The following is a 12270-nucleotide window of genomic DNA, read 5'->3' as shown; positions in this document are numbered from 1 at the left end:
TTGTGGCCTGTTTTTGCCTGGTCGCCTTGCCGGTTCAAGCGGCTCCTGCCCAGCAGCAGGCCAGTCGCGCAACCTCGTGGCTATGCTGGATCGTCTCGGCCGAGACGTTTTATATACGCTGTGTCCTGGATACCGATTCTCGCGAGTGGCGGGAACCTGAAACCAACGCTGGCGACCACGAAATCATGGAGCAGTTTCGCGCCCGTTTCGATGCCGGAGCAGGCAGGGAAGAACTGGAACATCTATTTCAGCTGTTCGGCGACAAGTTCGAATTTGCCAATTTCTGGTTCATTCCCGTTTACAACGAACCGTATGAGACTTCCTGGCAGGAAGAGCGGCCGCAGCAGCTGGTGCGCGCCTATCTTTGCACCGGCGATGCCGGCTGCCGGGTAAGGTTCCAGCGCAATTAAGAACCTGCTGAAACAGGTTCCAGGTTTCTGACAGGCATCACGCCCGGCTTGAGGCCAGACGCATGATAAAATCGCGCCAGCCTATGACTCAGCCTTCAACGCTTTCCTCCCGCCAGACCGTCTCCCAGCTGCAAGCGCAATTGTCCTTTTGCATGCAGGCCGAGCGCCCCGCACTGCGCCGCCAGCTGCAGCAGGCGCGGACATGGCTCGAACAGAATAAACCGTCGGACCGGAACAGAATCGACCAGCTGCTGGCGGGGATCGCGGCGCAGATGCGGGTATCCACGGCCAGGGTGCAGGCCAGGATGCAAAGTCTGCCCCAGCCGGAGTTTGCCGACGAACTGCCGGTCAACCAGAAAAAGGCCGACATCGCCGCGGCGATAGCGCGGCACCAGGTAGTGATCGTCTGCGGCGAAACCGGCTCCGGCAAGACCACGCAGCTGCCCAAAATCTGCCTGGAGCTGAAACGCGGCATTGCCGGCATGATAGGCCACACCCAGCCGCGCCGCATCGCCGCACGCTCGGTGGCCGCGCGCATCGCCAGCGAACTCCAATCGCCGCTGGGCCATGCGGTGGGATACAAGGTCAGGTTCACCGACAAGCTCTCCGGCAATACCTACATCAAGCTGATGACCGATGGCATCCTGCTGGCCGAAACCCAGGGCGACCGTTTCCTCGATGCCTACGACACGCTGATCATCGACGAGGCGCACGAGCGCAGTCTCAACATCGATTTCCTGCTTGGCTACGTCAAGCAGCTGCTGCCCAGGCGCCCCGACCTCAAGGTCATCATCACCTCGGCGACGATAGACGCGGAGCGCTTTTCGCGCCACTTCGACGGCGCGCCGGTGATCGAGGTATCCGGCCGCACCTATCCGGTGGAAGTGCGCTATCGCCCGTTGCAGGAAACCGAGGAGGACGAGCGCGAAGAGAAGATGGAGGAGGCCATCCTCGACGCCGTGGACGACCTGTCGCGCCTGGGCGGCGGCGATATCCTGGTGTTCCTGCCGGGCGAGCGCGAAATTCGCGATACCGCCGAACATTTAAGAAAGCATCACCCGCCCGGCGCGGAAATCCTGCCGCTGTTCGCGCGCCTGTCGCTGGAAGACCAGCAGCGCGTGTTCCGGCCCTCCGGCGGGCGACGCATCGTGCTGGCGACCAATGTCGCGGAAACCTCGCTCACCGTGCCGGGCGTCAAGTATGTGGTCGATAGCGGGTTGGCGCGAGTCAATCGCTACAGCCCGCGTGCCAAGGTCGAGCAATTGCAGATCGAAAAGATTTCGCAGGCGGCCGCAAGACAAAGAGCCGGCCGCTGCGGGCGCGTGTCCAACGGCGTCTGCGTCAGGCTGTATGCCGAGCAGGACTTCGACGAGCGGCCCGAATTCACCGAGCCGGAAATCCTGCGCAGTTCCCTGGCTTCTGTCATCCTGCGCATGGCCGCGCTCAAGCTGGGCGCGGTGGACGATTTCCCGTTCATCGAAGCGCCGTCTGCGCGTCTGGTAGCCGACGGCTATCAGCTGCTGCAGGAGCTGGGTGCGGTGGATGCGGAGCGCCGGCTGACCAACGTCGGCAGCCAGCTCGCCAAACTGCCTTTGGACCCCAAGGTGGGCCGCATGCTGCTGGCGGCGAAGGCGGAAAACTGCCTCACGGAAATCCTCATCATCGCCAGTGCGCTGGCGATCCAGGACCCGCGTGAGCGTCCGATGGACAAGCGCGAAGCCGCCGACCGCGCGCACGCGCGCTTTACCGACGAGCGCTCGGATTTTCTCGGCTTTCTGAAGCTGTGGGAGTTCTACGACGAAGCGCTCAAGCACAAGAAATCCAACCGCCTGCTGGTCAAGGAATGCCACGACCATTTCCTGTCGTTTCTGCGCCTCAAGGAGTGGCGCGAACTGCACGGGCAGCTGGCCGGCATCGTCGCCGAGATGGGCTTCCGCAGCAATGAAATCCCGGCCGCATACGACCAGGTGCATCGCGCCCTGCTGGCCGGGCTCTTGGGCAATATCGGCTTCAAGGACGGCGACAGCGACGCCTATCTGGGCGCGCGCGGCATCAAGTTCGCAATCTCCCCCGGCTCCGGATTGAAGAAAGCCAGGCCCAAGTGGATCATCGCCGCCGAACTGATGGAAACCGCCAGGCTCTATGCGCGCAGCGTGGCGAAGATCGAGCCGGACTGGATAGAGCCGCTGGCGCAGGGCCTGGCGCAGAGCCACTATTCCGATCCGCGCTGGGACCGCAAATTGGCGCAGGTTTCGGCCTGGGAGCGGGTGACGCTGTACGGCCTCACCATCGTGCCCAAACGGCGCGTGCACTACGGGCCGATCGATCCCAAGGAATCGCGCGAAATATTCATCCGCGAAGCGCTGGCGGCGATGGAGTTCGACACCCGCGCACCGTTCTTCGAGCACAACCGCAAACTTATTGCAGAAGTCGAGGAGCTGGAGCACAAGGCGCGGCGGCAGGATGTGCTGGTGGACGAGCACCAGCTGTTCGCCTTTTACGACGCGATGATCCCGGCCGGCATCGTCAACGGCAGCGGCTTCGAGAAATGGCGCAAGGACGCCGAGCAGGACAATCCCCGCCTGCTGTACCTGACGCGCGAAGCCCTGATGCGCCACGGTGCCGCGGGCGTGACGGAGGCACAGTTTCCGGAAAACCTGGCGCTGGGCGGCACAATGCTGCCGCTGAAATACCGTTTCGAGCCGGGCCACCCGCTGGACGGCGTGACTGCCACCGTGCCGCTGGCGCTGCTTAACCAGCTCGACCTGACGCCCGCGGACTGGCTGGTGCCGGGCATGGTGCGCGACAAAATCACCTATCTGATCAAGGCGCTGCCCAAGACTTTCCGCCGGGTTTGCGTGCCGGTGCCGGAGTTCGTGACCGGTTTTCTCGAGCAGGCAAAGCCGGGCGGGAAGTCCATCATCGAAGCGCTGGCCGAATTCGTCAAGGCGCGCACCGGCCTCGCTATTTCACCTGCGGATTGGGGCGGCGAAAAAATTCCCGAGCACCACCTGATGAATTTTCGCGTGGTGGACGACGCCGGCCGCGAGCTGGCAATGGGGCGCGACTGGCGCGCGCTGAAAACCCAACTGGGGCAAGCCGCGCAACTGACCTTCCGCGATGCCTCGCCCGGCATCGAGCGCGAAGGCATCAAGCAGTGGGATTTCGGCGATCTGCCCCGAAAGCTCGATTTCACCCGCAACGGCCAGCGACTCACCGGCTACCCGGCGCTGGAAGACTGCATCGACTCGGTCGCGGTACGGCTGTTCGATATCGAAGGCGCGGCGCAGGCGTCGCACCGCGCCGGCGTGCGCCGCCTGATGCGTTTCGAGCTGAAGGAGCAGATGAAGCAACTGGCGAAAGGCCTGCCCGGCTTTACGCAATACGCATTACAGTTACGCAACGTGATGAACCCGGACGAACTGCAGGAAGACATGCTTACCGCAATCGCCGACCGCGCGTTCATTGGCGAAGACGAATTGCCGCGCAGCAACCGGGAATTCATGACGCAGAAGCAGCGCGCCCGCACCCGTTTGCCTGCGGTGACGGAAGGGGCGACGCGGCTGGCGCAGGCCATCGCCGCCGAATACCAGCCGCTGACCGCCAGGCTCAACGGCCTGCCGCCGCCGATGGCGCGCCTCAAACATGAAATCGAGGAGCAGCTGGGCAGGTTGCTGTGCAGGAATTTTGTATCATTCACCCCGTGGGAGCGCCTGCAACACCTGCCGCGCTACCTCAAGGCGTTGCGGCTGCGGCTGGAAAAATACCCCGCGGCGCCCGAGCGCGATGCCCGCCATGCGCAGGGCATCGCTACGTTGTGGAATCGTTATGAGCAGCGTCTGGAAGCGCAGAACAAAGCCGGCAAGGACACTGCATCCCTGCAGGACTTCCGCTGGCTGATCGAAGAGCTGCGCGTATCGCTGTTCGCGCAGGAACTGAAAACGCCGTTTCCGGTTTCTGTGAAGAGGCTGGAGAAGATTTGGTCGGAATTGGGGTAAGGGGATCGCATGCTGGGGGGGACTAACCTCCTGACGCTAAGGCAATGCCTGAGGCCCCCGTGCGCCGCCTGGTGTGGTCGGCTAACGGTTGCCCCGGATCACGGCGCCTTGTCCTGGTCCTGGATGTCGCCCATCGTCTCCGAACCTGAGTGCGGACTGTTGGTAAGGCGGTAGGACTCATGGCAGGAGACGCATTTTTTCATTGTTTGCGAAAGCTGTCCCATGATGTCCTTGGTGGCGATGGCGGCGTCCTGGGAGTCTTTGAGTTTTTCCATGTCATCGGCGAGGCTTTCGAAATCCACATGTACGTGCGCCGAAAGTTCGCGGAACCTGACTGCCGACTTCGTCGGGAACATGAGCTTGGAATTGTAGATATTGATGCTGCCGAGCGCACGCGCGGTAGCGGCAACTTTCGCTATGTCATCTACTTCGAGTGCCGAGAACATCTCCTGCAGCCCTCTCAGGTATTGACGCATGTCATTGAGCACGCGGGTGTGCTCGTTGGGTCGCAGCATGACTGGAATGCGTGTGTCCTCGTTGACCACCGCAACGCCATCCTTCGCATATACCGCCATGCAGAAGAAAGGTGCTGCACACAGCACAAAGCCAAATACAAGCTTGCGAATCGTCACGCGCATGGTTATTGCCCTCCTTGATTTCCTGATTACAGTATTTGCAAGCTTACACCTGCTGAATAAAAAGGTCTTGTGCACTTTTGGAACAATGGCTGATAGTCGACAAACTGGCACCAGCGATGGCTGAAGTCGAGGAGAGTGCATGATCTCTCTTGTCGTTGATGGATTGGATTGGGCCGATCCACGGTAAAATGCGGCTTACGCAAAAATGTTGGGAAGTAATGAACGTATTTTACGAAGAAGAAGGCAGTTTCAAGGTCGCATCGGTCATGGCCGAGAACCCCGGTTCGTTGCAGGTGGAGGCGGCCAGCGGCAAGCGCTCCAAGATCAAGGCGGCCAATGTGCTGCTGAAATTCGACGGTGCGCTGGCGGGGTTCATGGAGAAAGCGCAGGCGGAAGCCGCGACGCTGGAGACCGATTTCCTGTGGCAGTGCTGCGGCGAGGACGAATTCGGCTTCGAGGAGTTGGCGCGCGACTACTACGGCCACGTGCCGAACCCGCTTGAAGCGGCGGCGACGGCGATCAGCCTGCATGCCGCGCCGATGTATTTCTACCGCAAGGGCAAAGGCCGCTACAAAGCCGCGCCGGAAGAAAATTTAAAGGCCGCGCTGGCGGCGCAGGAACGCAAGCGCTTGCAGGCCGAGAAAATTGCCGAATACGTGGAGCAGCTGAAGGCGCACCGGCTGCCGCCGGAATTCGGGGAAACGCCGGCCAGGCTCGATATGCTGGTCTACGAGCCCGACAAGAACACGCTGGAATGGAAAGCGCTGGACGAGGCCGCGGCGGCAACCGGCATGTCGCACCTCAAGCTGCTGGAGGCCTGCGGCGCGGTGCCGTCGGCGCACGATTACCATTTCGGCGCCTTTCTGCGCGAGCAGTTTCCCGGTGGAATCGCTTTCCCCGAGCACGCATCGATTGCGCTGCCGGAGGGCTTGCCGCAGGCGGATGTCGAGGCGTTCAGCATCGACGACAGCACGACGACCGAGATCGACGACGCGTTCTCGATCACCAGCTTGGACAACGGAAATCATCGGGTCGGCATTCATATTGCCGCGCCCGCACTCGGCATCCTGCCGGGGTCGGAGCTCGATGTGATAGCCTTGAAGCGGTTGTCTACGGTCTACATGCCGGGCAACAAGATCACCATGCTGCCGGAAACCGCCATCGAGCCTTTCAGCCTGCTGGCAGGCCAGTGGCGTCCGGCATTGTCCTTATATCTGGAAGTGACGCCGGAACTCGAAATAGTCGCCAACGACAGCCGGGTGGAGATGGTGAAAATCGCCGAGAACCTGCGCCACGATACGCTGGAACCGCACTTCAACGAGGACACGCTGATTGAATCCAGCGGCCATACGCACTGGGAGCGCCTGTTGGCGCTGCACCAGTTGGCGGAGGCGATGGAGAAAGGGCGCGGCAAGTACGACCCCAATCGCGCGCCGCAGGTGGATTACAACTTCTACGTCGAAAACGGCCGCGTGCGCATCACCGAACGCAAGCGCGGCTCACCGATGGACAAGCTGGTGGCGGAGCTGATGATTTACGCCAACGCGCACTGGGGCGGCCTGCTGGCCGAGAATGGCATGCCCGGCATCTACCGCGCGCAGACCGGCGGCAAGGTGTTCATGACCGTCAATGCCGAACCGCACCAGGGCTTAGGCGTCGCGCAGTATGCGTGGAGCACGTCGCCACTCCGGCGCGCGGTGGATTTGATCAACCAGCGCCAGATGATCGCGCTGCTGCAAGGGACGGAACCGGCCTATAACAAAGGCAGCGAAGCGCTGACCACCGCGATGCGCGATTTCGATCTGGCCTATAACGCCTATAACGAATTCCAGCAGCGCATGGAGCGCTACTGGTGCTTGCAGTACCTGATCCAGGAAAATCTGCAGGAAGTCGATGCCATGGTATGGCGCGAGAACCTGGTACGGCTGGATGGCATTCCCACCGTCACCAAGGTGCACAGCCTGCCGGAACTGGCGGCCGGTGAACGCGTGCGGCTGAAAGTGGAAAGAGTCGATCCGTTGCTGATGGAACTCAGCTGCAAATTTGTGGCTAAGCTGGAAAACGTGGGGTTGGAGAGCGGGCAGCCGGAAACCTGACCCGGAACAGCGCGCCGCGTCCACCGGCCGCCGCTTCGACCTCCACGACCGCGCCATGCAAATCGGCGATTTCCTTGACGATGGCCAATCCCAGGCCGTTGCCGTCGGTATCGGTGCCCAGCAGACGATGGAAGCGATCGAAGATGCGAGTGCGTTCTTCCTCAGGAATGCCGGGGCCGGTGTCTTCCACGCATAAGGTGGGGCCATTCCCGATGCGGACTGTGACCCTGCTTCCCGGCGGGCAATAGCGCAGCGCGTTATCGATCAGATTATCGAGCAACTCCCTCAGCCGCATGGCATCGGCGGTAATGATAGACGGTGTCGACGGCGCATCGAAGCCGAGGTCAATGTTGCGCTCGATTGCCTGTTCTATCCATTCCAGCGTGGCAATCCGCCCGAATTCGTTCAGGTCCAGCGCCTGCAGATTCAACGATTTATCGGCACCCGGCTCGTTGCGCGCCAGCGACAGCAACTGACTGACAGCATGGTTGAGGCGTGTGGAAACAATCTTGATCTGATCGAGCGCATGCTGGGTTTGCGGCGGGTTGTCCTGTGCCCGGGCGAGGTCGGTTTGCGCAGTCAAACCCGCCAATGGGGTGCGCAACTGGTGGGCGGCATCGGCGATAAAGCGTTTCTGGGCTTCGAATACCGACTCCAGCCGGACCAGCAGGCCGTTGATTTCCCGCATCAGCGGCTGCACTTCGACGGGCACGTTGGGGGTGTTCAGCGGGCGCATGTCGTTGTGCGAGCGATGCGTCAGGGATTCGCGCAGCTCTTCCAGCGGGGCCAGCCCGCGCCGCACACCGAGCACGACCAGCCCTGCGGCAAGCAGGATGATAATGGCCTGGGGCACGACGAATCCGGTGAGGATGTCTCTCGCCAGTCCGTCGCGCTTGTTGCGGGTTTCGCCCACCAGGATGCGCCAGGTGTGCTGCTGCCCGTCTTCAGTCATATTGAATTCCGTGGCGATCACCCGGATTTCTTCATCGTTGATGACGTCGTCGTAATAGGCGGTGCCGTCTTCGTCGTCGGAATCAATGACGGGTACCGAAAGCCTGCCGTCACCGGCCAGCAGCTTGCCGTGTTTGTCCAGAATGCTGAAATAAGTCTTGTCGTATTGGTCGGCTAGCAAAATCTCGTGTACCGAGTGCGGCAACTCGATGCGGCCTTTGTTTTTAAAGGACTCCTTGGCCAGAAACAGGATGTCGCTGGCCGAGTCATGCAGTGCGCGGTCATAGGCGTCTTCCGAATAATTCAATGCCAGCTGGTAAACCATTACAGTGCCCAGGCTGAACAGCAGCAGCAGCGGTACCAGCAGCCATAGCAGCAGCGTGCGCCGCAGCGATTTACGCATCCGGTTTCTCCAGCATATAGCCCAGCCCGCGTACCGTGCTGATGTCGATGCCGTGCGGCTGCAGTTTCTTGCGCAGGCGATGCACGTAGACCTCGATCGCATTGCTGCCCAGGACTTCATCCCAGTTGCACAGTTTTTCCACCAGCAATTCCTTGGTGATGACCTTGCCGGTTTTCATCAGCAGGGTCTCCAGAATGCCCAGTTCGCGCGCCGACAGATTGAATGGTTCGCCGGATATCCTGACCATGCGCGTCGCCGTATCGTACATCAGGGGGCCGTAGAGGATTTCGGTCGTCGGCGCGGCCTGTGCTCGACGGATATGTGCCCGGGCACGCGCCAGCAGCTCCGGCATGTCGAACGGTTTGAGCACATAGTCGTCGGCGCCGAGATCCAGCCCCTTGATGCGGTCGTCCAGCGAGTCGCGCGCGGTGACGATCAGCACCGGCAGGCTGGAACGCCGGCTGCGCAGCCGCCGCAGCACTTCAAACCCGTCCAGCTGCGGTAGCCCCAGATCGAGTAGCGTCAGATCGTAAACCTGGTCCCGCAGCGCCAGATCCGCCGCCTTGCCGTCGCGTGCCCAATCCACGGCATAGCCGACCTGCTGCAGCGAGCGCATCATCGCATCGCCCAGTACCCTGTCATCCTCTATCAGCAGTATGCGCATATATGGTTTTCAGCATCGAATTCACCGGGCTATGGTAAGCCCGGCTGCTTACATTTCGCTTTCTAAGCTGTAAGTAATCTGTAAGAGCATCGTATTATGCTCCAACCTGTCACTATTCCAGGTACAGAAAAACCATGCTTTTCGTGATCGATTTCGACGGCACGTTATCCGTGCGGGACACCGTGGACGCCATGCTGGAACGCTTTGCCGGGCCCGAATGGGAAACCGTGGAGCAGGAGTGGCTGGACGGGCACATCACAGCTGTGCAGTGTATGCAAAAGCAGTTGCGTATGGTGGAAGCCGATCACGTCACGCTGGAAAGTTTCTTCCGCGGCATTCAGCTCGACGCCAGCTTTTTGCCGTTCTACAAGCATGTCAGCCAATTTTCCGAAGTGGCCATCGTCAGCGACGGCCTCGACCACGCGATCAAGGTCGCGATGAAGAATGCGGCCTTGCCCGAACTGCGGGTATTCGCCAACAAGCTGCATTTCGTGCCGGACGGCATTGATATCTCCTGGCCGCATCGGAACGCTTCCTGCAGTGCCGGCAATGGCGTATGCAAATGCGCCGTCGCGCGCGATCTTGCGCAGGATGCCGGCGGCCCCGTGGTGTTGATCGGCGACGGCAAGTCCGATGCTTGTCTCGCCAGGAGCGCCGATGTCGTTTTCGCCAAGGGTTCGCTGGTCAGGCATTGCGAGCAGGAGCGCATCGCCTACCATCGTTTCCAGACTTTCGCCGACGTGCTCGCCAAAGTCAGGAAATGGCCGCACGAGGCGCCGCAGCACGTTGCCCAGATGCTCGCCTGAAGTTTCTAATTGCTATTTTTGGAATGTTTGAACATGGATCAGAAGATCATCGAAATTCTCGACAAGAACAACAAGTATTGCTCGCACGGCGATACCGTCAATTACGCCGATCCGCCCAAGGTGTTCGAGGGCTGCGAAGGCAGCTTCCTGTTCGACGAGCACGGCACGCCTTACCTGGACTGGCAGATGTGGTACTCGGCGGTGAATTTCGGCTACAAGAACAAGCGCATCAGCGATGCCCTGAGGAAGCAGATTGACACGCTGCCGCAGCTGGCGAGCCAGTATCTGCACAAGGAAAAGGTCGACCTGGCGGAAATCATCTGCAAGTACATGGAAGACAAGCACGGCGTCAAAGGCCGCGTGCATTTCAACGTCGGCGGCGCGCAGGCGGTGGAAGATTCGTTGAAGGTTGTCCGTAACCACACCGGCAAGACCCACCAGTTCGCCTTCATGGGCGGCTACCACGGCCGTACGCTGGGCGCTTCCGCGATCACTTCCAGCTATCGCTATCGTCGCCGTTTCGGCAATTTTGCCGACCGGGCGCATTTCGTGCCGTATCCCTACTGTTTCCGCTGCCCCTATGACATGAAAGTGGAAACCTGCGACACCTACTGCCACAAGGAATTCGAAAAGCTGTTCGAAACCGAATACCAGTCGTTCTGGGATGAAAAGTCCAAACAGTGCGAATTCGGCGCGTTCTACATCGAGCCGGTGCAGGGCACGGGTGGCTACATCATCCCGCCGCAAGGTTATATGGCCAAACTGGCCAAGAGCCTTAAAGAGCGTAACATCCTGCTGGTGGCGGACGAAATCCAGATGGGCGTGTACCGTACCGGCAAGCTGTGGTCGTGGGAAAACTTCGGCATCGTTCCCGATATCTTCGTGTTCGGCAAAGCCATCACCAATGGTCTCAATCCTCTGTCCGGCATCTGGGCGCGCGAAGAACTGATCTCACCGGAGAAATTCCCGCCTGGCTCCACGCACTCCACGTTTGCTTCCAATCCGCTCGGCACCTCGGTTGCGCTGGAAGTCATGAAGATGACGCAGGAAAACGATTTCGAACCGGCCATCCGCGAACGCGGCGCCTACTTCCTCCAGCGCATCCAGGAGCTCAAGTCGCGCTGGAAAGTGGTGGGCGACGTCAGCGGCCTGGGGCTGGCGCTGCGCATCGAGCTGTGCCAGAAAGACGGCTACACTCCCAGTCGTGAACTGGCCGACCGCATGTTCAACGAGGGGCTGAAGGGCGACTTGCTGGTGGGTGACAAGAAATACGGCCTGGTGCTGGATATCGGTGGCTACCAGAAGAACGTCATCACGCTGGCGCCTTCGCTGATGATTACCGAGGAAGAAATCGACCTTGGCATTCATTTGTTCGAAATGCTGCTGCGTCGCTGCGGTGCGGAGTAAAGATTGAACCACGGGGTTAATATAAACTTTTGGATATGACGACGACCTCTATACAAGACTGCCTCGGCCCTACGGGCTTTTACGACAAGCGCGGCGAAGATGTCGTGCTGCTGGTGCATGGTCTGACCGGTACGCCGGCGGAAATGCGACATATCGGCAAGCGCCTGATGAAAAAAGGCTTCAGCGTGATGTGCCCGCAGCTGGCCGGGCATTGCGGCAGCGTGGGCGAGCTCAAGCGTTCGAAATGGCAGGATTGGTACGGTACCATCGAGCGCGCGTTCGAGGCGCTCAAGCAGGAGCATCTTCGGGTTTATGTGTCCGGCCTGTCGATGGGGGCGCTGATCGCGCTCAAGCTGGCCGAGGAAAAAGGCCAGCGGGTGAATGGCCTGGGCTTGCTGTCCACGACATTTTTCTATGACGGCTGGAACATGCCAAGGCTGAAGCGCAAATTATTTCTGCCCATCGTGCTGCATACGCCGCTCAAGCATTTCCTGTCGTGGGAGGAAACCCCGCCCTACGGCATCAAGTGCGAGCGCACCCGTGCGCTGGTACATGCCGTGCTGGAAAATCGCGATGCGCTGGCCGCCGAAAAAGTGGGCATTTTCAGCACTCCGGCGGTGACCATCAAGGAAAGTACGCGCCTGATCAAGGCTGCCCGCAAGGCGTTGCCCAAGGTGCACTCGCCGGCGCTGATCGTGCATTCCACCGAAGACGATATGGCGAGCGTGAAGAATGCGCACTACGTCGCGCGGCGGATATCCTCGGACAAAATCGAAACTTTCTTCGTCGACGACACCTACCATGTGTTGACGCTGGACAAGCGCAGGGACGACATTGCCTGCCGCATGGCGGATTTTTTCAAGAAATGTGCATTGCACCAGCCGCTAGCCGCATAAA

At 60.4% G+C, this 12270-nt stretch carries 9 protein-coding genes; 6 read left to right on the top strand and 3 right to left on the bottom strand.

Annotated features, from left to right (window positions below; all coding sequences use genetic code 11):
• The coding region (locus VGK14_RS05430; protein WP_331507922.1) for a hypothetical protein at positions 1-410 on the top strand (410 nt) is incomplete at its 5' end.
• Positions 411-493: 83 nt separating this feature from the next.
• A complete protein-coding gene (hrpA, locus tag VGK14_RS05425) occupies positions 494-4408 on the top strand; it encodes an ATP-dependent RNA helicase HrpA (RefSeq protein ID WP_331507921.1) in 3915 nt (1304 codons plus the stop codon).
• Between the two features lie 98 nt (positions 4409-4506).
• Here hrpA and VGK14_RS05420 read toward each other — a convergent pair whose 3' ends face one another.
• Positions 4507-5046, bottom strand: coding sequence for a hypothetical protein (locus VGK14_RS05420; RefSeq protein ID WP_331507920.1), 540 nt, complete (start codon positions 5044-5046; stop codon positions 4507-4509).
• A 218-nt stretch (positions 5047-5264) separates the two neighbouring features.
• Between VGK14_RS05420 and VGK14_RS05415 the strand changes: the two genes are divergently transcribed.
• On the top strand, positions 5265-7142 hold the full coding sequence (locus tag VGK14_RS05415; RefSeq protein WP_331507919.1) for a ribonuclease catalytic domain-containing protein: 1878 nt from the start codon (positions 5265-5267) through the stop codon (positions 7140-7142).
• Here VGK14_RS05415 and VGK14_RS05410 read toward each other — a convergent pair.
• Positions 7096-8496: a sensor histidine kinase N-terminal domain-containing protein gene (locus VGK14_RS05410; protein ID WP_331507918.1), complete on the bottom strand. Its 1401-nt coding sequence runs from the start codon at positions 8494-8496 to the stop codon at positions 7096-7098. The two genes, VGK14_RS05415 and VGK14_RS05410, sit on opposite strands and share 47 nt — an antisense overlap.
• The gene (locus VGK14_RS05405) at positions 8489-9160 is read right to left on the bottom strand and encodes a response regulator transcription factor (protein ID WP_331507917.1); all 672 of its coding nucleotides are present in this window, start codon (positions 9158-9160) and stop codon (positions 8489-8491) included. The genes VGK14_RS05410 and VGK14_RS05405 overlap by 8 nt, the downstream gene beginning before the upstream one ends.
• A gap of 134 nt (positions 9161-9294) precedes the next feature.
• On the opposite strand from VGK14_RS05405, the gene VGK14_RS05400 reads away from it, so the two are divergent.
• From VGK14_RS05400 to VGK14_RS05390, 3 genes are read left to right on the top strand one after another with little or no spacing between them, the layout of a single operon-like run.
• The gene (locus VGK14_RS05400) at positions 9295-9966 is read left to right on the top strand and encodes an MtnX-like HAD-IB family phosphatase (protein WP_331507916.1); all 672 of its coding nucleotides are present in this window, start codon (positions 9295-9297) and stop codon (positions 9964-9966) included.
• 33 nt (positions 9967-9999) lie between these two features.
• Positions 10000-11373 carry an aspartate aminotransferase family protein gene (locus tag VGK14_RS05395; RefSeq protein ID WP_331507915.1) on the top strand — a complete coding sequence of 458 codons (1374 nt, stop codon included), beginning with the start codon at positions 10000-10002 and terminating at the stop codon, positions 11371-11373.
• A 35-nt stretch (positions 11374-11408) separates the two neighbouring features.
• On the top strand, positions 11409-12269 hold the full coding sequence (locus VGK14_RS05390; protein WP_331507914.1) for an alpha/beta hydrolase: 861 nt from the start codon (positions 11409-11411) through the stop codon (positions 12267-12269).
• Position 12270: the final 1 nt, after the last annotated feature.

The organism is Novimethylophilus sp. (genome assembly GCF_036504375.1).
Classification (GTDB): Bacteria; Pseudomonadota; Gammaproteobacteria; order Burkholderiales; family Methylophilaceae; genus Novimethylophilus.
The sequence above is the reverse complement of the archived record's forward strand: the minus strand, read 5'-3'. Positions and strand labels throughout refer to the sequence as shown.

Coding starts and splice junctions, on each gene's coding strand:
- VGK14_RS05390 (WP_331507914.1), top strand. CDS start 11,409: ATGACGACGACCTCTATACAAGACTGCCTCGGCCCTACGGGCTTTTAC.
- VGK14_RS05415 (WP_331507919.1), top strand. CDS start 5,265: ATGAACGTATTTTACGAAGAAGAAGGCAGTTTCAAGGTCGCATCGGTC.
- VGK14_RS05405 (WP_331507917.1), bottom strand. CDS start 9,160: ATGCGCATACTGCTGATAGAGGATGACAGGGTACTGGGCGATGCGATG.
- VGK14_RS05395 (WP_331507915.1), top strand. CDS start 10,000: ATGGATCAGAAGATCATCGAAATTCTCGACAAGAACAACAAGTATTGC.
- VGK14_RS05420 (WP_331507920.1), bottom strand. CDS start 5,046: ATGCGCGTGACGATTCGCAAGCTTGTATTTGGCTTTGTGCTGTGTGCA.
- VGK14_RS05410 (WP_331507918.1), bottom strand. CDS start 8,496: ATGCGTAAATCGCTGCGGCGCACGCTGCTGCTATGGCTGCTGGTACCG.
- VGK14_RS05400 (WP_331507916.1), top strand. CDS start 9,295: ATGCTTTTCGTGATCGATTTCGACGGCACGTTATCCGTGCGGGACACC.
- hrpA (WP_331507921.1), top strand. CDS start 494: ATGACTCAGCCTTCAACGCTTTCCTCCCGCCAGACCGTCTCCCAGCTG.